This window comes from Alphaproteobacteria bacterium, from assembly GCA_019635875.1.
GTDB lineage: Bacteria > Pseudomonadota > Alphaproteobacteria > Reyranellales > Reyranellaceae > JAFAZJ01.
Genome location: JAHBYP010000003.1, coordinates 414,289 through 434,259 on the forward strand (window position 1 = coordinate 414,289; position 19,971 = coordinate 434,259).

At 69.9% G+C, this 19,971-nt stretch carries 17 protein-coding genes; 9 read left to right on the forward strand and 8 right to left on the reverse strand.

Going from position 1 to position 19,971, the window contains the following annotated elements; genetic code table 11:
* The first annotated feature begins 67 nt into the window (after positions 1–67).
* Positions 68–2,242: a transglycosylase SLT domain-containing protein gene (locus tag KF889_13245; GenBank protein MBX3500408.1), complete on the forward strand. Its 2,175-nt coding sequence runs from the start codon at positions 68–70 to the stop codon at positions 2,240–2,242.
* Complete coding sequence (locus KF889_13250; protein ID MBX3500409.1) at positions 2,239–2,913, forward strand: haloacid dehalogenase type II; 675 nt, start codon at positions 2,239–2,241, stop codon at positions 2,911–2,913. Before KF889_13245 ends, KF889_13250 begins: the two co-directional genes overlap by 4 nt.
* On the opposite strand, the gene KF889_13255 is transcribed toward KF889_13250, so the two are convergent.
* The gene (locus tag KF889_13255; GenBank protein ID MBX3500410.1) at positions 2,910–4,289 is read right to left on the reverse strand and encodes an enoyl-CoA hydratase/isomerase family protein; all 1,380 of its coding nucleotides are present in this window, start codon (positions 4,287–4,289) and stop codon (positions 2,910–2,912) included. The two genes, KF889_13250 and KF889_13255, sit on opposite strands and share 4 nt — an antisense overlap.
* 104 nt (positions 4,290–4,393) lie before the next feature.
* Between KF889_13255 and KF889_13260 the strand changes: the two genes are divergently transcribed.
* Both KF889_13260 and KF889_13265 read left to right on the forward strand, forming a co-directional pair.
* Positions 4,394–5,392 carry a threonine/serine dehydratase gene (locus KF889_13260; protein ID MBX3500411.1) on the forward strand — a complete coding sequence of 333 codons (999 nt, stop codon included), beginning with the start codon at positions 4,394–4,396 and terminating at the stop codon, positions 5,390–5,392.
* Positions 5,389–6,447, forward strand: coding sequence for a hypothetical protein (locus KF889_13265; GenBank protein MBX3500412.1), 1,059 nt, complete (start codon positions 5,389–5,391; stop codon positions 6,445–6,447). Before KF889_13260 ends, KF889_13265 begins: the two co-directional genes overlap by 4 nt.
* 3 nt (positions 6,448–6,450) lie before the next feature.
* On the opposite strand, the gene KF889_13270 is transcribed toward KF889_13265, so the two are convergent.
* Both KF889_13270 and KF889_13275 read right to left on the reverse strand, forming a co-directional pair.
* Complete coding sequence (locus KF889_13270; protein ID MBX3500413.1) at positions 6,451–7,851, reverse strand: HAMP domain-containing histidine kinase; 1,401 nt, start codon at positions 7,849–7,851, stop codon at positions 6,451–6,453.
* Between the two features lie 25 nt (positions 7,852–7,876).
* Entirely contained in the window at positions 7,877–8,566 is a 690-nt protein-coding gene (locus KF889_13275; protein ID MBX3500414.1) for a response regulator, read from the reverse strand.
* A 135-nt stretch (positions 8,567–8,701) separates the two neighbouring features.
* Between KF889_13275 and KF889_13280 the strand changes: the two genes are divergently transcribed.
* On the forward strand, positions 8,702–9,997 hold the full coding sequence (locus KF889_13280; protein MBX3500415.1) for an FAD-binding oxidoreductase: 1,296 nt from the start codon (positions 8,702–8,704) through the stop codon (positions 9,995–9,997).
* Between the two features lie 143 nt (positions 9,998–10,140).
* Here KF889_13280 and KF889_13285 read toward each other — a convergent pair whose 3' ends face one another.
* The 3 genes from KF889_13285 to KF889_13295 all read right to left on the reverse strand — a co-directional run bounded on the left by KF889_13285 (position 10,141) and on the right by KF889_13295 (position 12,818).
* A complete protein-coding gene (locus tag KF889_13285) occupies positions 10,141–10,629 on the reverse strand; it encodes a GNAT family N-acetyltransferase (protein ID MBX3500416.1) in 489 nt (162 codons plus the stop codon).
* Between the two features lies 1 nt (position 10,630).
* Complete coding sequence (locus tag KF889_13290) at positions 10,631–11,515, reverse strand: MBL fold metallo-hydrolase (GenBank protein MBX3500417.1); 885 nt, start codon at positions 11,513–11,515, stop codon at positions 10,631–10,633.
* Positions 11,516–11,576: 61 nt separating this feature from the next.
* Entirely contained in the window at positions 11,577–12,818 is a 1,242-nt protein-coding gene (locus KF889_13295; protein ID MBX3500418.1) for a Zn-dependent hydrolase, read from the reverse strand.
* A gap of 45 nt (positions 12,819–12,863) precedes the next feature.
* On the opposite strand from KF889_13295, the gene KF889_13300 reads away from it, so the two are divergent.
* Positions 12,864–13,223 carry a hypothetical protein gene (locus KF889_13300; protein ID MBX3500419.1) on the forward strand — a complete coding sequence of 120 codons (360 nt, stop codon included), beginning with the start codon at positions 12,864–12,866 and terminating at the stop codon, positions 13,221–13,223.
* Between the two features lie 62 nt (positions 13,224–13,285).
* Here the strand turns inward: KF889_13300 and KF889_13305 are convergent, their stop codons facing one another.
* Positions 13,286–15,835: a hypothetical protein gene (locus KF889_13305; protein MBX3500420.1), complete on the reverse strand. Its 2,550-nt coding sequence runs from the start codon at positions 15,833–15,835 to the stop codon at positions 13,286–13,288.
* A 208-nt stretch (positions 15,836–16,043) separates the two neighbouring features.
* Between KF889_13305 and KF889_13310 the strand changes: the two genes are divergently transcribed.
* Genes KF889_13310 through KF889_13320 form a run of 3 tightly spaced genes read left to right on the forward strand, consistent with a single transcriptional unit; the run spans position 16,044 to position 19,107 of the window.
* Entirely contained in the window at positions 16,044–17,231 is a 1,188-nt protein-coding gene (locus tag KF889_13310; protein ID MBX3500421.1) for a CoA transferase, read from the forward strand.
* Positions 17,228–18,118, forward strand: coding sequence for an alpha/beta hydrolase (locus KF889_13315; GenBank protein MBX3500422.1), 891 nt, complete (start codon positions 17,228–17,230; stop codon positions 18,116–18,118). Before KF889_13310 ends, KF889_13315 begins: the two co-directional genes overlap by 4 nt.
* Positions 18,118–19,107 (forward strand): ABC transporter substrate-binding protein, encoded by a 990-nt coding sequence (locus tag KF889_13320; protein MBX3500423.1) that lies wholly within the window; start codon positions 18,118–18,120, stop codon positions 19,105–19,107. Before KF889_13315 ends, KF889_13320 begins: the two co-directional genes overlap by 1 nt.
* Here the strand turns inward: KF889_13320 and KF889_13325 are convergent.
* The gene (locus KF889_13325) at positions 19,104–19,931 is read right to left on the reverse strand and encodes an MBL fold metallo-hydrolase (GenBank protein ID MBX3500424.1); all 828 of its coding nucleotides are present in this window, start codon (positions 19,929–19,931) and stop codon (positions 19,104–19,106) included. The genes KF889_13320 and KF889_13325 overlap by 4 nt on opposite strands.
* Positions 19,932–19,971: the final 40 nt, after the last annotated feature.

Here is a 19,971-nt window from a genome sequence, read left to right on the forward strand (position 1 = left end):
CCGAGGGGGCCGTCGACCGCTAGGTTCTGCGGGTATCCCGACCTTCCCCTCCGGCTCGGGCCATTCGATGAATGCACGACTGAACGCGCGTGTGCTGATTGCGGCCAGCCTGCTGGCTTTGCCGGCGCACGCGCAGAACGATGGCGGCGTCACGGTCTACCGTGGCGCCCCCCAGCGCGACGGCGGCGCAAGCCCGCAGGCACCCGGCGCGGTGCCGCCTGGCGGACCCCGCGTCATCACCACCCAGCCTGCTGCGGGCGAGCCGCCGCAGGGCGGAGCGATTCCCGGCGGTCCGCTAAAGCCTGCCGGACCCACGACGACGATGGCGCCGCGCAACGCCGACGCCGTGGCGCAGCTGGTGGGTCAGGCGCGGCCGTTGCCGGCGGAGACCGCCGCCGGCTTCGCCGCGATCCTCAAAGCGCTCGACGAGACGCGGCTGACCGACGCGCGCGAGCACGCGCGCGCGATGGGCAACGCGCTGATCGTGAAGTACGTCGAATGGGCGATCCTGCGCCATCCGCGCAGCACCGACGGCTTCGCCGCGGCCGCCGCCTTCCTGCGCGCCAACCCGGACTGGCCCGACGATGCGCCGATCCGCCGCCAGGCCGAGGACCGGCTCGACGGCGACACGCCGCCGGCCGAGATCGTGGCGTTCTTCAAGGATTTCCCGCCGCTGACCAGCGCTGGCCACATGCGGCGCATCGAAGCCATCGAGGCCGCGGCGCCGAAGGAAATCGCCAACGTGGCGCGCGAGAGCTGGCACAACGCCACCTTCCGCCAGCAGGACGAGGCCGCATTCCTGGCCCACTATGGCGCGCATCTGCGGCCATCGGACCATTTCGCGCGCTTCGACCGGCTGATGCGCGAGGGCCGCGACAAGGTGGCGCGCGAGCTGCTGCCGCGCCTGTCGCCGCCCGACATGGCGGTCGCCGAGGCCCGCCTGGCGATGGCCACGCGTGCGCCCGAGGTGACGGCCATGCTGCGCGTCGTGCCCGCCGACCGCCAGGTCGACCACCGTCTGATGTTCGAGCGCCTGCGCTGGCTGCGCCGGACCAACGATCAGGCCGGCGCGCGGCAATTGCTGCTGACCCTCAATCCCTCGGTGCAGCAGGACGAGGATTGGTGGGTCGAGCGCCAATATCATGTGCGCGAGTCGCTGCAGGCCGGCCGCGCCGCGGAGGCCTACAAGCTCGCCGTCGGCCATGGCCTCAAGCGCGGCGCGGGCTTCGCCGAGGCCGAGTTCCTCGCCGGCTGGATCGCGCTGCGCTGGCTGAAGCGGCCCGACGACGCGCTCAGGCACTTCAAGACGCTCGACGACGGCGTCTCGACGCCGATCTCCAAGAGCCGGGCCGCTTACTGGCTGGGTCGCGCGCACGAGGCGAAGAAGCGCCCGCTCGAGGCCGCCGGCGCCTACGAGCGCGCGGCGCAGCATGGCCAGACCTATTACGGCCAGCTGGCGGCCAAGCGGCTGCCCAATCGCGCCCCCCTGATGCCGAGCGATCCCGAGGCCACGCCGGCCGAGCGCGACGGCATCGAGAAGCGCGAGATCGTCACGCTCGCGCGCTGGCTGGCGCAGGTCGGCGAGGACGAGCGCGCGCGTCCCTTCCTGCTGCGCGTCGGGCGCATCGCCCAGAGCGCCGGCGAGCTGGCGCTGAGCGCGGCCTTCGCCATCGAAGCGGGCCGGCCCGACGTCGCCGTGTCGATCTCGCGCCGCGCGGTCGAAAGCGGCGTGGCGCTATACGAGGCAGCCTATCCGGTGGTCGATCTGGGCAATGCCGGCTCGATCGAACGCGCGCTGGTGCTGGGCCTGACGCGGCAGGAGAGCGGCTTCCAGACCGGCGTGTCGTCCTCGGCCGGGGCGCTGGGACTGATGCAGCTGATGCCTGGCACGGCGCGCGCCATGGCAGCCAAGACCAGGCAGCCCTTCGATGTCGCCCGCCTGACCAGCGATCCCGCCTACAACGTGTCGCTCGGCGCGCAGTATCTCGCCGACATGCTGGAGAGATTCGGCGGCTCCTACGAGCTGGCGCTGTCGGCCTACAACGCCGGACCCAATCGCACGGCGCGCTGGCTCGAGAGCATCGGCGATCCACGCAACGGCGCCATCGACATGGTCGACTGGATCGAGCTGATCCCGTTCCGCGAGACGCGCAACTATGTGCAGCGCGTGATGGAGGCGGTGGTGGTCTATCGCGATCGGCTCAACGGTCCCTTCCGGGCGGTGGCGGCGCCAAGGCGATGAAGAACATCAAGGTCTGCGTCTTCGACGCCTACGGCACGCTGTTCGATTTCAACTCGGCGGTGGCGCGTCATCGCGGCGAGATCGGCCCGCAGGCCGATCGCCTGGCGCAGATGTGGCGCGAGAAGCAGATCGGCTACACCTGGGTACGCAGCCTGATGGGAAAGTACGCGCCGTTCTGGCAGGTCACCGGCGAGGCGCTGTCCCACTGCCTGCAGGCCTGCGACCTGCCGCGCGAGGGCGCCCTGCACGAGAAGCTGCTGCAGGCCTATCTCGTCCTCGATCCCTTCCCCGAGATACGCTCGACGCTCGATGCGCTGCGCGCCGCCGAGATGCCGCTCGCGATCCTCTCCAACGGCAACCCGGAGATGCTCGAAGCCGTGGTGCGCAACACGGGTCTCGCCGACTGCTTCAACGCGCTGCTGAGCGTCGATGCCGTGAAGGTGTTCAAGCCCGATCCGCGGGTCTATCGCCTGGTCACGGAGCATTTCGCCGTCGCCGCCGCGGACGTGTGCTTCCTGTCGTCGAACGGCTGGGACGCTCACGGCGCGGCGAGCTTCGGCTTCCGCACCCTGTGGGTGAACCGCGCCGGCGCCGCGCCGGAAGGCCTGCCCGGCACTCCGGCCGGCGAATTGCGCTCGCTGGCCGAGCTGCCGACGCTGGTCCTGCCCTAGACCCTGCGGTTCTGCGCGTTCCAGTGGCGCTCGAGGTTGGCGATCAGCGCCGGGCTGAAATGGCAGAGCGCCTGCTCGCGGGCATAGACGGCGGCGTAGCGCCGGAAGGTGTCGAGCGGCTCGAGGCCGACGCGGAAGGCAACGCGGTTGCTGCGCGCGCTCACCATGCCGGAGCTGGTGAGCCCCTGCACCGCCTCCTCGACCGCCACCTCGATGTCCTGCGACGGCGCCAGCCTGTCGATGATCATCCGGCCTTCCGGGCTGTCGCAGTCCAGCCGCTTCTCGTACATGATCGCCTGGCGCGCGATGCGATCGCCGACGAAGCGCGGCAGGCGCAGATTGGCCATGCCGGGAATGATGCCTTCCTTGCGCGCCGGCAAGGTCATGTAGGAGTCGGCGCCGGCGATGTTGTAGTCGCAGACCAGCAGCACCTGGCAGCCGCCGCCGATCGCGAAGGTGTCGACCTGGCTGATCCAGACCTTCTCCTTCGTGTCACCGCTGGCCTCGTCGGGATTGACGTCGGCGCGCGCCAGGCCGCGCATCGCCTTGTTGACCCAGCCGAGATCGCGCCACAGGTACCAGATGTAGTCGATCTTGCCGTAGTAGAGATGGGTGAGGTTGATGCCGGCATTGAAGATGCGGCGGCCCGCGTACTTGGGATGCTCGACATAGTCGCCGCGCAGCACGCAGACCTGCGTCTGCGGATCGAGCAGCGCCAGATCAACGGCGATCTCCATCGGCGCCATGGTCGCGGCGTCCTCGGCGTTGAGGTAGCGCGGGTTGCGCAAGGTCACGTACGAGGCCTGGCCGCGCCGCTCGACGGTGGCGAAGTCGAGATCGGCCCTGCCGTCGCGATCGTAGGCGGCGAATCGCTCCAGAGAGTCCGCGAGCGGCAGCAGCATGGCGTGGCACAGATGCGTGCCGGTGTCGACGCGCGCCAGCACGGCATTGCACAGGATGCCCTGGTCGATCTCGATGCCGTCCTTGTCGCCCTGCTTGCCGGCGCGCTCGGCGTCGACCTCCGTCTCGGTCGGACACAGGCCCGGCACCAGCACCGCCGCCTCGTAGATCAGCCGCTCGACACGCACGAACTTGCGCATGTGGTCGGTGAGCCGGTTGTAGACTTCCAGGACGTGCGCCGCGGTGAACAGCCGCCGGCTCTCGCGCGCGGCCTCGAGCAAGGCGGCAGCGGCCTGCTGCTGCGCCGGCGTGCGTTGCGGCTTGAGCGGCAGCATGGCGCGCAGCTCGCGCTCCAGCCGCCAGAACTGGCCGAAATGCGCAACGTCCTCGGCATAGCCGGCCGCCGCCCCGGGCCGCGCCGCCATCCAGGCCCGCACACGCGTCTCGTCGAGTCCGGCCTCCAGCAAGCTCCGCATCATGATCCCTCCATGCCCATTGCCGACGATCACACCGGCCCGGCGTGGCACGGTCAAGCGCCGCGCTGCTATGGTGGTCGCTCCCCTGCTCTTCGAGTTCGACCATGGATCATCCCTCGCCCGTCTATGCCGATGTCGAAGCCGCCGCGCGCCGCCTCGCCGGCGCCGCGATCCGCACGCCGCTGCTGGAGAACCCCCGCGTCAACGACCGGCTGGGCGGCCGACTGCTGATCAAGGCCGAGCCGCTTCAGCGCACCGGCTCGTTCAAGTTCCGCGGCGCCTACAATTTCATCGCCCAGCTGTCGCAGCAGCAGCGCCAGGCCGGCGTCGTCGCCTGGTCGTCGGGCAATCACGCCCAGGGCGTCGCCGAGGCGGCACGCATCCTGGGCACGCCGGCGACCATCGTGATGCCGAGCGACGCGCCGGCGATCAAGGTCGCCAACACCAGGGCGAGCGGCGCCACGATCGTCAGCTACGACCGCATCAGGGACGACCGCGAGGCAATCGCGCGCGATCTCGCGACGCGCGAGGGCCGCACGCCGATCCCGCCCTACGACCATCCCTGGATCATCGCCGGCCAAGGGACCGCCGGCATCGAGGCGGTCGAGCAGGCGCGTGAGCTCGGCGTGACGCTCGACGCCATCATCGCGCCATGCAGCGGCGGCGGCCTGTCGAGCGGCGTCGCCACCGCGGTGAAGCATCTCAGCCCGACGAGCGAATGCTATGCCGGCGAGCCGGCCGGCTTCGACGATCTCGCCCGCTCGCTCGCCGCCGGCCAGATCAGGCGCAACGACAGGCTCGTGGGCTCGTTCTGCGACGCGCTGCTGGCGCCGGAGCCGGGCCGGATCACCTTTGCGATCGCCCGGCGCCTGCTGTCGGGCAGCCTTGTGGCCAGCGACGAGGAGGTGTGCGAGGCGATGGAGCTGGCTTTCCGCGAGTTCAAGCTGGTGGTCGAGCCGGGCGGCGCCGTCGGCTTGGCCGCGGTGCTGACGGGCCGCCTGCCGGTGCGCGGCCGCGCGGTCTGCGTCGTGTGCTCGGGCGGCAACGTCGACGCCGAGACCTTCCGCGAGGCACTGGCGACGGCGCTCAGGCGCGCGGCGTGAACGCGCGCGAGATCCTCGCCAAGGGCGGTGCCGGCCGGCGCGTCGCCGAGACGCGCATGATCGCCGCGATCTGCGCCAGCGTGGCGGCGGCCAGCTTCATCTTCGGCTATGTGCGCGCCGCGGAGGGCCACCCGGCCGTGTTCTCCGGCCTCCAGGGCATCGTCAACGCGCTGCTGGCGTCCGTGCCTCTGATCGCCTTCGAGATAAAGGGACGACGCTTCGGCGCGCTGTCGCGGCTGCGGCGCCTGCCCTTCGGCTGGTTCTTCGCGCTGAAGGTCGCCGTCTATCTCATCGTCATCGTCGTCTCGATCTTCGTCGCCCGAAAGCTGTTCGCCGGGCTGGTGCCGCAATCGGCCGGCTTCGACGAGAACTTTCGCGAGATCCTGTTCTTCGCCACGCTGATGGCGCTGGGCAGCAACCTCGTGATCGAGGTCGGCATGCTCGTCGGCTTCGGCACGCTGGGACGCCTGCTCGCCGGACGCTATTTCCAGCCGCGCCGCGAGGAGCTGGTCTTCGCCGTCATCGACATGACCAGCTCGACCAGCGTCGCCGAGCGCCTGGGCGATCTCGACTTCCACGCGCTGCTCAACGCCTTCTTCGCCGATATCGGCAATGCCGCGTACGACTACGACGCGGAGATCCATAAATACGTCGGCGACGAGGCCATCCTGTCGTGGCCGGTCTCGCTGGGCCTGAAAGACAGCCGCGCGGCGCTCTGCGTCTTCGCCGTCGCACGAGCCATCGAGCAACGCGGCGCGTGGTATCGCAGCCGCTTCGGCCTTGTGCCCACATTCCGCGCCGCGCTGCATGTCGGCACCGTCGCCGCCGGCGAGATCGGCCAGCAGCGGCGTGAGATCGCCTATGTCGGCGACACGCTCAACACCGCCTCCCGTCTGCTCGACGCGGCCCGCGACGCCGGCCGCGATGTCGTGGTCTCGCAGGCGCTGCTCGATCGACTCACATTGCCCGCCGGATTGCGCAGCGAGCGGCTGACGCCGGCCGACGCGTCGGGCAAGCGCGAGAAGGTGCCGCTGGCGGCGCTGAGCCTGGCGTAGGTCCTACGCTGCCGCCTGCACGTCCATCGGCGGCAGGGTGAGACGGAAGAGCGCGCCGCCCATGGCGCTGCGCGCGACCTCGACCCTGCCGCCGTGCTGGACCGCGACCTCGTGCACGATCGCCAGCCCCAGGCCGGCGCCGCCGCCGCGATCATGGCCGCGCCAGAAGCGCTCGAAGATGTGCTGCTGGGTGTCGGCGGTCACGCCCGGCCCGGCGTCGTGCACCTCCAGCCGCACGTTGTCGGCCTCGCCTTCGATGACGACGTTCACCGACTGGCCGCGCGGCGTGTAGCGCAGCGCGTTCTCGACCAGGTTGCGCGCCGCGGCGGCCAGCATCTCGGCGTTGCCGACCACGCGCACCGGCCTGTCGGGCGCCTGCAGCGAAAGCTGCTTGCCCGCGGCAACGGCCAGGGGCGCCAGACGCGCCACCACGTCGCTGGCGACCTCCGCGAGATCGACCGGGTCCTTGGTGATCGGCAGGCGCGAATCGAGCCGTGACACCGCCAGCAGCTGGTCGATGATTCGGCTCATGCGCTCGACATCGGCGCGGATGGCGTCGGCCATGCCGCGGTCTTCCAGGGCGTCAAGCCGCGCCCGCAGCACCGCCAGCGGCGTGCGCAGCTCATGGGCGGCGTTGGCGGTGAAGCGGCGCTGCTCGGCGAAACCCAGTGCCAGGCGATCGAAGGCCTTGTTGACGGCATCGACCAGCGGGCGGATCTCGGCCGGCACGGCGGTCTCCAGCCGCGTCTCGGGCCTTGAGGCGTCGATCAGGTTGGCCTGGTCGGCGGCGCGCGTCACCGGCCGCAGCGCGCTGCGCACGGTCCACAGCGCAATCGCCATGATGATCACGAAGATCGGTGCGATCACCGGCAGCACCTCGGGGAACACCGAGGTGAGAATCCAGTGGCCGATATCGTCGTGTCGGGGCTCGGGGCGCATCACCGCCACCCGCAGCGGGCCGACGCCCCGCACGTCGCGCGTTACCAGCGCGAGCTGGTAGCGCCTGCCGATCGCCGCGCCTGGCGGCGCGTCGACGACCATGTAGGGCAGGCGCCAGGCGGTCGAGGGGGCAATCGGCAGCAAAGCGCCCGTGCCGACCGGCGAGTCCTTCACCGTGCGGCCGGTCCGCGGATCCATCACGAAGATCCGCAATCCGTCCACGTCGTCGAGTTCGCGTATCGTGCGATCGCTGTGCTTGAGCTCGACGGTGCCATCGGCCAACCGACGCGCATCGCGCACGGCGATGGTGGCGATGTCGCCCAGCTCGTCGTCCGCGAAGACGTCGCGCGCGTCCCACAGCCAATAGACATAGAGCACCGTGAGGCCGACGACCGACAGTCCCGCGAGCAACAGGAAGTTCCTGAGCAGTCGCTTGCTGATCGAGATCGTCCGCGTCGCGTTCAAGCCTTCTCCTGAGCGGATGGTGCCGTCACACCGTCTCGACCGGCTTCTCGGCCGTGAGCATGTAGCCCACGCCGCGGATCGTATGGATGGCGACGCTGGCGCCGGCGCCGACCAGGCGCTTGCGCAGGCGCGAGACGCTGGCCTCCATGGCGTTGGAATCGACCTCGTCGTCGAAACCGTACAGCCCGTTCTCGATCGAACGGCGGGTGACGACCTGGCCGACGCGGCGCATCAGCAGCTCGAGCAGGGTGAGCTCGCGACGCGGCAGGGTGACCGCCGAGCCTTCGACGGCGACGGCGCTGGTCGTAGCGTCGAACTCGAGGTTGCCGGCGCGCAGGCGCATGCCCAAGGCGCCGTTGGGCCGCCGCATGATGGCGCGCAGCCGGGCCAGCAGCTCGGCCATGGCGTACGGCTTGCCGATGTAGTCGTCGGCGCCGACGTTGAGTCCGGCGACCCGCTCGTCGAGCGCGTCGCGCGCGGTGGTGACGATCACCGGCGTCGAATCGTTGGCACGGCGCCAGTCGCGCAGCAGGTCCATCCCGTCGCCGTCAGGCAGCGCCAGGTCGAGCAGTACCACGTCGTAGCGCACGGCGGCGACGGCGGCACGCGCCTCGTCGACCGTGCCGGCGACATCGACGGCGAAGCCTTCGCGCGCCAGGTTGGAGCGTACGAGATCGGCCAGTTCCGCCTGGTCTTCCACGATAAGGAGGCGCATGGGATGCTCCGTCTGGCGCATCGTAGCGCGGCTCAGGGGTCCGCCCCGTGGCATGCCCTGCTTCGCGCCCGTGATGGCTGTTGTCAGGTTCATCGCCTTGCTACCGCCACTCCCCGACAGGAACCTGACGAACCTATGATTTCGACGCAACTGTCCGCAAGTTTCTGGTCTGCCTCGGCGGCGCCTGCGCCTGCCACGGGCCGCCTGGAGGGTGACCTAGGGGTCGATGTCGCGGTGGTCGGCGGCGGCTTCAGCGGGCTGTCGACGGCCCTGCATGTCGTTGAATCTGGCCGAACTTGTGCCATCGTCGAGGCCGGCGAGATCGGCAGCGGCGCCTCCGGCCGCAACAACGGCCAGGTGATTCCGACCCTGTCGCGGCCGGATCCCGCGACAATGTTGCAGAAGTATGGCGCCGAGCGCGGCCGCCGGTTTGCCGGCCTGGTGCGCGACTCCGCGCAATTCACCTTCGACCTGATCCGGCGCCACGGCATCGAATGCGACGCCGAGCAGAGCGGCTGGATGCAGCCCGCTCATTCGCCCGGCCGCTTCGAGAAGATCAGCCGCAAGCGGTTTCGCGAATGGGGCGAACTGGGCGCGCCGGTGGAGTTGCTCGACAGGGAACGCATCGCCGAGCTGACCGGCAGCGACGCCTGGCATGGCGGTTGGCTCAATCCCACAGGCGGCCACATAAATCCGCTCGGCCTGGCGCGCGGCCTGGCAAAGGCGGCGATCGGCAAGGGAGCGCAGATCTTCACCGACTCGCCGGCGACGTCGATCGAGCGCCTGGCCGACGGCGGCTGGCGCCTGCATACGCCGAAGGGCTCGCTGCGCGCAGAGCGCGTTGTGCTGGCGACCAATGCCTATACCGACGATCTGTGGCCGGGGCTCAGGCGCGAGATCGTGCCGGTGTTCAGCTTCCAGATGGCGACACGGCCGCTCTCCGACAATGTGCGCCGCAGCGTGATTCCCGGCCGCCAGGCGCTCAGCGACACCCATGGCGACCTGCGTTTCTGCCGATACACCAGCGACCATCGCCTGGTGACCGGCGGCGCGATGTTCTGGCGCGGCGATCTCGATCGGCGCATTCGCGCCCATGTCGGCGCACGCATCGAGCGGCTGTTCCCGCAGATTGGTTCGGTGTCGTTCGACTACGTCTGGTGCGGCTATCTCGCCATGACGCGCGACTACTTCCCGCGCCTGCACGAGCTCGCACCCGGTCTCGCCACCTGGATCGGCTGCAACGGTCGCGGCGTGGCGCTGGGCACCATCATGGGCGCCGAGCTGGCGCGCTGGGCGACCGGCGCGGCGCGCATCGAGGAACTCGCCCTGCCGGCGACCGCAGTCGAGAGGCTGCCGGCACATCCGCTCGCCAGGCTCGCCGGCCGCTTCATGATCCTGCTCTACCGCCACCGCGACGCGCGCGAGATATAGAGCAGGTCGGACTCCGGTCATCCTCGGTGCCGTTCACCCTGTCATCCCGAGCGCAGCGAGCGATCCAGGGAAGCAGTCTGGATCCCTCGCTGCGCTCGGGATGACAGGAGGATATCTTGCCCGAGCAGGCCGCGTTCGCGGCGTCAGAGCATCCGCACCATGTAGGTCGCGTCGTCGCCGTAGCTGGCGAGGCCCTTCGCGATGGACGTGATCGCGAAGCCCTGGCGCGACCAGAATGCCGTGGAGTTGTTCACCGCCGTCAAGGCCAGGCGCGAGAAGCCATGGCGTCGCGCGACACCAGCCAGGATCTCGGCGGCGGCCTCGCCGTAGCGCAGGCCGCGCGCCTCGGGCAGCAACGCGACGTCGTGGACATAGAGACAGTCGGCGTCGCCGGGCAGCGCGCCCAGCAACGTGTCGAGCGCCGGCGGGTGTCCCACGACGCCGGGATGGGCGATGGCGTAGCCGACCGGCGCGCCGTCGCCGATCGCGACCAGGCAACCGTCAGGAAAGAGATGCAGCCGTTCGACCGGCACCTCCTCGCGCTCGGGAAAGCGCGGATGGACGATGGCGCTGATGCGCTCGACATCGGGCAGATCGCCGGCGCGCATCGGCCGCCACGCCGGCACCGCCATGTCAGTTCGGGCGCCGGTTGGCGGACACCAGGCGGTACATGCCCTCGACGTTGAGCATTCCCATCTGCTGGAAGTTGCCCCAATCCTTGTACTTGGAGATGTCGACCAGCGCCTTGGTCTCCTCCAGCGTCTTGCCAGCGCGCACCGCGGCCAGGACCTGGTTGCGCAGATCCTCCATGTAGCCGCGGAAGGCGGTGACGTGCTTCTTGTCGCCCAGCGCGCCATGACCCGGTGCCAGGATGTCGAACTCCAGCGCCTCGACGCGCTTGAGCGACTCGATCCACTCCTCGAGATAGGCGTCGGGCCAGTCGCGGAAGCCCACGGCGTTCACCGGGATGAAGTCGACGGCGAAGAGCAGCTTCTCGACCGGCAGGCGCATGACGATCGAGTTGTTGGAGTGGTTGCGCCCGACATAGTGCAACTCGAGCTTGGTGCCGCCGAGGTCGATGTCGAGCCGGTCGGTGAAGGTCACGGTCGGCACCGCGGTGGGGCGCTTCTCGCCGACGATCACGCTGCGCGCATTGGCGTGCGCCACGACCACGGCCGTATCGGCGAAGACCTCGCCGCCGGCGATGTGGTCGGCGTGATCGTGGCTGTAGACCAGATACTTCACCGGCCGGTTCGGAAAGCGCGTCCTGAGCTCGCCCCTCAGCCACTCCGCCGCGGCCTTGTTGATCGGATCGGTGACAATGATGCCCTCGGGCGTGACGATGAAGATCGAGTAGTGAAAATTGTTGCGGAAGCGATAAACCTCGCCGGTGATCTTGCTGATCTCCCGCACCGGGTTGGCGGCGGACGGCAGCGCCTGCCCTGCCGTCTGCGCCTGGACCGAAGACAATGCCCCAACGAGCGTCGCGATCGCGAGCGCCACACCCAAGACCTTCATGGCTACCCTCCCCTGCAGGCGACAAGCGCCACACGAACACGCCGGCGGGCGATCCCTTCCATCACGAACTCGCGCGCTCGACCATCGCCTGCAGCAGGATCTGGCAACCGGCGGCGATGTCCTCCTTGCGCGCGTCCTCGATCTCGTTGTGGCTGATGCCGTCCTTGCACGGCACGAAGATCATGCCGGTGGGCGCGACCTTGGCGACGTAGCAGGCGTCGTGTCCGGCGCCGCTGACGATGTCCATGTGTGCCATGCCGGCGCGCTGCGCCGCCGAGCGCACCGCCTCGACGCAACGGGCGTCGAAGGGCGTGGGCGGGAAGTACCAGATCTGCTCGATGCCCACCTCGAGGCGGTGCTCGGCGGCGATGCGAGCCGCCGCCGCGCGCATCGCCGCGTCCATGTCGGCGAGCTGGCCATCGTCCGGATGACGGAAATCCAGCGTCATGAACACACGACCGGGAATCGTGTTGCGCGATTGCGGCTTGCTCTCGATCACGCCCACCGTGGCGCGGCCGTCGGGCCGCGCACCGATGCGCCGCGCCTCGGCGATCAGCAGCGCGGCCCCGAGCAGCGCGTCGCGGCGCCCCTCCATCGGCGTCGTGCCGGCGTGGCTCTCCATGCCGGTCCAGTTGATCTCGTACCAGCGCTGGCCCTGCGCGGCGGTGACCACGCCGATGGTACGGTTCTCGCGCTCGAGGATCGGGCCCTGTTCGATATGCGCCTCGAAGAACGCACCGACCGGCCGGCCGCCCACCGCCTCCTTGCCATCGTAGCCGATCTTCCCCAGCGCTTCGCCGAAGGTGACGCCGTCGGGGTCGGTGCGCGACAGCGCGTAGTCGACGCTGAAGACGCCGCCGAACACGCCGGACGCCACCATTGCCGGCGCGAAGCGGCAGCCCTCCTCGTTGGTCCACACCGCGACCTCGACCGGCGCCTCGGTTTCGTAGGCCGCGTCGTTGAGCGCGCGCACGACTTCCAGCCCGGCGAGCACGCCGTAGCAACCATCGAACTTGCCGCCCGTTGGTTGGGTGTCGAGATGGCTGCCGGTCATGATCGGCGGCCGGTTCATGTCGCGGCCCGGCCGGCGCGCGAAGATGTTGCCGACCTGGTCGACGCGGATCTCGCAGCCGGCCTCGCGGCACCACCGCACGAACAGGTCGCGGCCCTGGCGATCCAGATCGGTCAGCGCGATGCGGCAGACGCCACCCTTGTCGGTGCCGCCGATCTTCGCCATTTCCATCAGGCTGTCCCACAGCCTGTCGCCGTTGATCCTGAGATTGCCGCTGTCCGTCACGCTCATTCGCATTCTCCCTCGCCCGTGGACGGTAATGGAAAGGAGCCCGGTATGCTGAGGAAATTCCGCCTCGAACTCGCACGCACGCCGGAAGCACCCGACGGCGACCCGCAGTGTGGCTACGAGTTTGTGGCGCCGGTCGACCCCAAGGGCCATTTCGACGCCGATGTCTGGCGTGCCAACCAGCAGAAGTGCGTCGTGCGCCGCTTCTGGCGCAACGCCGACGACGAGCATGGCCGTCTCGTCCATACGCGCGGCGGTCGCTGGGTATTCTCCTACGTCGACGACGACGAGGCCGATGACGAGCCGATCTTCAAGCTCGGCGCGCATCTGCTGCGCGAGGGCGAGTACGTGTCGATCACCGAGCATGACGGTGTCATGCGGCCGTTCAAGATCGTGTCGGTGAAGTAGACCCGCGTCGTGGGCGAATCGAAACGGCCCGCCGGATCGGCGGGCCGTTCGCTTGTGCGCTCTCAGCGGCGGCGCTCGTCGCCACCCTTGTCGTCGCGATCGCGCCCCGGCGGCTGCTTGGCCTGCTCGGGCGGCTTGGCCCTGGGCTGCGGCGGCGCTGCCGGGGGCTTGGCCTGCGGCGGCGGTGGAGCCGGTGGCCGAGCCTGCTGCGGTGCCGGCGGTGCTGGCGGCCTGGCCTGAGGCTGCGGCGGCGCTGCCGGACGCGGCGGCGCGGCCTGTGGCGCCGGACGCGGTGGCTCAGGCGGTTTGGCCTGCCGCGGCGGTGGCGGCGTCTGACGCGGTGGCTCGGCGGCCTTCGGCGGTGCGACCGGGGCCTTCGGCGGTTCCGCAGCCCTCGGCGGCGTCACCGGCGGCTTGGGCGGCTCGGCAGCCTTCGGGACGGCTGGCTTGGCCGGAGGCGTCGCCACCGGGCGATCGGCCGGCTTGACCGGAGGCGTCGCCACCGGTCGATCGGCCGGCTTGCCCGGTGGAGTCGCGACCGGCGGTGCTGCCGGCTTTCCGGGTTCGCCCGGCCTGGCCGGCGGCGTCGCCACCGGACGGTCAGACGGCTTGCCCGGCGGAGTGGCTACAGGCGGCGCTGCCGGCTTTCCGGGTTCGCCCGGCCTGGCCGGCGGCGTTGCCACCGGACGGTCAGACGGCTTGCCTGGCGGAGTGGCTACAGGCGGCGCTGTCGGCTTTCCGGGTTCGCCCGGCTTGGCTGGCGGCGTCGCGACCGGACGATCGGCCGGCTTGCCCGGCGGAGCGGCGACAGGTGGCGTACCCGGCTTCGCAGGCTCACCTGGCTTGGTCGGCGGCGCTGCAACAGGCGGCTCGGCCGGCTTCGGCGGTTCGCCCGGCTTGGCCGGCGGAGTCGCAACAGGCGGCTCGGCCGGCTTGGCAGGAGCACCTGGCTGAGGTGCGGCAGGCGCGGCTTGCGGCGCGCTGCGTTCAACCTCGCGGCCGTCGCGCGTACGCAGGCTCGGCAGCTGACGCTCGGCCGGTGCCGCCGTAGCGTCCGGTGCCGCAGGCTGGGTTCGCGAGATCCGCGGACCCGGCGCTGTGGCGGTCGGGCGATCCTGGCGGGTCGGTCGGCCCAGCACCGGGATGTCAGCCAGCGGTGCACGCTGCACGTCGGCGCCCTGAGGCGGCGCGGCCGCCGCCGGCGGCTGCCCAGGCCTGGCTGCGGGCGCCGGTGCCTGGCCCGGTGCGGTCGGCGGCGTCACCGTCGCTGTCGTCGCGACGGTCGGCGCCGCGACGGGCGCGACCTGCAGGCGAGCCAGGCGATCAGGCTCGACGCGGATGGCGGCGCGATCGACGCGATCGCCGCGCAGGAACGCCCGCTGCGGCACCACCGTCGAGAAGCGCTGGTTGGCGAAGGTCGGACGTGGTTCGTCACGGAACCGCGGGTCGTCGCGGAAGCGCGGGTCGCGGCGGCGCTCGACATATTCGATGCGCCGGTCGATGACCTCGACGTTGTAGACGTTGGTGACGTTGACGTTGCGGATGTACGTGCGGTTCGCCGTGTAGGGCGGCACGTAGACCTCGCGCGGCCCCAGCGGGAACCAGCCCACCGGTGCGACCCGGGCGCCGATCGCCAACGCCACGCCGGCGGCGGCCACGTCGACGAAGCCGACCACGGCCGGGGCATAGACCGGACGCGCCTCGCGACGCGGCGGCACCCAGTACCAGCGACCCCGGTGGTTGACCCAGCGACCGTAGTGCGAGGGCGCGAAGCCCCAGGGCTGGTCATCGATCCACGTCCAGCCCCACGGATCGACCCAGCGCCAGCGGCCATGGCGATACGGCGCCCAGCCCACCGGCACTGTGCGCGGAGACCAGACGCGGCCGTAATCGCCCACCGTGCTCCACGAACCGTAATAGTCGAGCTCCTCGACGCCGGACATGCCCGCCGGCACGTACTGCACGGACTGGGTCATGACGATTTGGCGATCACGCGGCGCCCATTCCGGCGGCATCGGCGGCGGCGCCATGCGCACCGTCTCGAATACCGGCCGGTCCGTGCCGCTCAGCACGCCGATCTCGCCGGCGCGTACGATCAGCTCGGTGCCATTGGTCGCGATCACGCGCGCGGAGCCGGCGCGCACGCCGACGCGCGTGGCATCGTCGACGGTGCCGGCCTCGATCATGTAGTCGCCGTCGCCGATCAGCGCCACCGTGGCGCGCGGCGTGAGCACCTCGACCTGCTGGCCTTGCTGCAGGGCCGCGGTCTTCACGTCGATGCGGCCCTGCGAGATGCGCAGCCGGAACTCCTCGTCGGTGAGCGCCAGCGTCTCGAGTTGCGTGCTGCCCTGCATGCGCAGGCGCGTGGCTCCGACGAACACTTCGGCCCGGCCGTTCGGCTCGGTCCACAGCGCGTCGCCGGACGTCATGGGGTAATTGATCGCTGCAGGTTGCCAGTTGGTCTCGTTGCGATCATGGAACGAGACCGTGCCGTTGACATAGGCGACGCGGCCGACGAGCCCCGGCGGATCCGCCGATTGCGCCCAAGCCGACGAGACGGTGACGAGGGCGGCAGCAACCACCACGCCCAGGCCACGCAGGAACTTGCCCATGCGTTTCCTCCGCAAAAAGCCATTACACAAACGTCAGGTCGCACAGGCCGTTGCGTGGCGGGACGGAGGTCTTCTCGGGGCAAACCGTAACCGGCGGTGACCGACAAGCCCCCTGCACGGCGCATATCGGTCGCGCCGCATGACCGCTTGCGATCCGGCGCCCCAAGCCGTCAGTTTAGCCGCCGCAAGCAACGACGAAGGACGGTGGATGCTGCCGCTTCAGGGGATTCTGGCTCTCGATTTGACACAGGTCATCGCCGGGCCCACCGCCGGGCAGATCCTCGGCGACATGGGCGCCGACGTCATCAACGTCGAGCCGCTGAGCGGCGATCACTTTCGTCCGCAGCTCGGCGGCGCCTGGGTACCGGGCATGAACCGCAACAAGCGCGGCCTCGCCATCGACCTGAAATCCGCGGGCGGCAAGGACGTGCTGCGCCGGCTGGTGAAGAAGGCCGATGTCTTCATGGAAGCCTTCGTGCCCGGCGTGATCGCCTCGCTCGGCTTCGGCTACGATGTCGTGCACGCGCTCAACCCGCGCCTCGTCTATCTGTCGATCTCCGGCTACGGCCAGACCGGACCCTACAGCGAACGGCCGGGCTACGATCCCTGCATCCAGGCCGAGGTCGGGCTGATGGAGGCGACCGGCGAATTCGACGGCCCGCCGGCGCGCGTCGGCGCCGCGCCGGTCGACCAGATGACCGGTTCCTACGGCGCGCTCGGCGTCGCCATGGCCCTGCTGCAGCGCCACCGTACCGGTCGCGGCCAGCACATCGACCTGGCGCTCTACGATGTCGGCGTGCAGATCATGAGCCACTGGCTGACCAATCTCGGCCATACCGGCGAGGATCCGCGGCGCATGGGCGCCTCGCACACGCTGATCGTCCCGCTGCGCAACTTCGGCACGCAGTCCGGCCCGATCTATATCGCCTGCACCAACGACTCGTTCTGGAAGCGACTCGTGTCGGCGTTGGATATCGCCGATATCGGCGCCGATCCGCGTTTCGCCAGCAACTCGCTGCGCGTCGCCAACCGCGCCGTGCTCGAACCGCTGCTGGAAAAGGTCTTCGCCGCGCAGACCCGCGAGACATTGCTCGAGAAGCTCGTCGATGCCGGCGTGCCCTGCGCGGCGGTGAAAACGGTCAGCGAGATGGTGCGCGACCCGCATGCGCAGGCACGCGGCAGCGTGCTGAGCATGCAGTACCCGGGCATCGGCACGGTGATGGCCGCCAACAATCCGCTGCGCCTGTCGGACGCGCCGGTGGCGATCCATCGCCTGGGACCGCGGCTGGGCGAGCATACGCGCGAGCTGATGCGCGACGTCGGCTACAGTGACGACGAGATCGCCGCGCTCGCCACGGCCAACGCCATCAAGATCGACGAGGGAGACACGCCATGAGCAACCGCGGAATCGCCGCCGTGCGGGAGAAGCTCGCCAAGCTGCCGCGCTCGAGCGAGCAGACCATCGAGGAGGTGCGCACGATCTACGACAAGGCCACGCGCGCCTTCCCGCTGCCGTCCGATATCGCGCGCGAGGATGTCAGCCTGGGCGGCGTGCCCGCCGAGCGCCTGACGCCGCAACCGGCGCGCAAGGACCAGGCGTTGATCTACCTGCATGGCGGCGGTTACGGCACCGGCTCGCCGCGCTCGCACCGCCATCTCGCGGGCGACATCGCCCGGCGCGCCGGCGTCGTGGCCCTGGTGCCCGAGTACCGGCTGGCGCCGGAGAACCCCTTCCCGGCCGCCGTCGACGATGCGCTCGCGGTCTATCGCGAGACCCTCACGCAGTTCGCGGCGCCGCGCATCGCCATCGCCGGCGACTCCGCCGGCGGCGGGCTGACCATCGCGATGCTGCTGGCGGCGCGCGACGCCGGCCTGCCGATGCCGGCGGCGGCGATCTGCATCTCGCCGTGGACCGACATGACGGCGAGCAGCGCGAGCTACGCCGAGCGCGCCGCGGTCGATCCGCTGGTCACGATGGACGGTCTGGTGCGCTGGCGGCAGTGCTACATCGGCGACGGCGATCGCCGCGCCCCGCTCGCCTCGCCGGCGCATGCCGACCTCAAGGGCCTGCCGCCGTTGCTGATCCAGGTCGGCGGCGACGAGATCCTGCTCGACGATTCGCGCCTGCTCGCCGACAAGGCGCGCGCCGCCGGCATCGACACCGTGCTCGAGGTCTGGCCACAGATGATCCATGTCTGGCACTGGTATTTCCCGATGCTCGACGAGGGCGAGCGCGCCAACGCCGCCATCGCCCAGTTCATGCGCGATCGCCTGGCCGCCTGATGGCGCTGCCGGTCACGCTCGCCTGCTGGAACTACGATCGCACGCGCGCGCTGGCCGACGGCCGCGTGCGGCCCGACGGCATCGAACTGAACTACCTCAGCCTGCCGGTGGAGGAGACGTTCTTCCGCATGCTGCGGCACCGCGAATTCGACGCCTGCGAGATGTCGCTGTCGTCCTATGCCGTGTCGCTGATGGGCGAGGAGCCGCCGTTCATCGCCATCCCGGTCTTCCCCTCGCGCATGTTCCGCCACTCCGGCATCTATATCTCCACCAAAACAGGTATTCGCGAGCCCAGGGACCTGATCGGCAAGCGGGTCGGCAACCCGGAATACCAGCTCACGGCGCAGGTCTGGATCCGCGGCCTGCTGGCCGACGAATACGGCGTCGACCATCGCAGCGTGCGCTACTTCACCGGCGGCGCCGAGACTCCGGGGCGCGAGGAGAAGCTCAAGCTCGACCTGCCGCCCGACATCCGCATCCAGCCGATCGGCCCGACCCAGACGCTCTCGCAGATGCTGGCCGACGGCGAGATCGACGCGATGTACGCGCCGCGCGCACCTTCGACCCTGCGCACGCGGCCCGACGACGTGCAGCGGCTGTTCCCCGACTACATCACGGCGGAGCGCGCCTACTGGCGCAAGACGAAGCTGTTTCCGATCATGCACACGGTGGTGATCCGCCGCGAGCTCTACGAGGCCAATCGCTGGATGGCGACCTCGCTGCACAAGGCCTTCGTCGAGGCGCAGCGCCTGGTCTACGAGGATCTCCAGGAGATCGCCGCGCTCAAGACCATGCTGCCCTTCCAGGCGGCCTGGGCCGAGGAGACGCGGCGCGAGATGGGCGAAGACTGGTGGCCCTACGGCTTTGCGCCCAACCGCGCCGCGCTCGACACCTTCCTGCGCTATCACCATGAGCAGGGATTGTCGTCCCGCCGCATGCGGCCCGAGGAGCTGTTCACGCCGGAGACGCTGGAGGCGTTCCGGATCTAGTCGCCGCCGTGGCCGGCGATGACGATCACGGTGAGGGATTCGGGCAGGTTCGCCTTCACGAGGTCGAGCGTGCGGCTGGTCGGTCGCACGAGTTCGTAGCTGCCCTGGCCGAGATAACCGAGGAAGCGGTCAAGCGCGCTCGGCCCCCAGTAGTGCATGGGCAGCACGATGCGCGGCTGGATCTGCTTGACGACGTCGGCCATGTAGGGCTGGCCCATGGTGTAGCCACCGTCGATCGGCACCATCAGCACGTCGATGCGGCCGAGGTCCTCGAGATGCTCGGGCGTCAGGCGATGGTGCAGATGGCCGAGATGGCCCACGCACAGATCGCCGACGCGGAAGACGAAGATCGAGTTGCCGCTTAAGCGCGTGCCGCCGTCGCCCCATTCACGCACGTTGGTCGGCACGTTGAAGACCTGCAGATCCTTCATCGTCACGTTGTGGCGCGCCTCGACCTGGCCCTGGGCCCAACCGCGCAGCACATGGGTGACGCCGGATTCGACCTCGTCGGTGAAGTGCGTGGAATGCGCATTGTTCATCGTCACGATGTCGGGGCGCTTTCCGAATCCGTTGTAGCCGTTGTAGTCGGTGATGGCGCGCACGCCCTGCGGCGTCTCGATCAGGAAGCTGGAATGGCCGACGAAGGTCACGCGCATGGCGCTGACCACCTTCTCCTGCGCCACGTTGAAGTTCGCCCGATATACGCCGGGCATCCGTTCGACCAGGTTCTTGTTGCAGCGTGCCTCGGCGGGCAGTGCGCCCAGGGCAGCGAACGCGAGTCCCGCGAGCGCGAGCAACGAACGGGAAAAGCTGGTCTTGGGCATGGCGCCTCTCCTGGCATCGGCGACCGGTGGGCGATGCAAG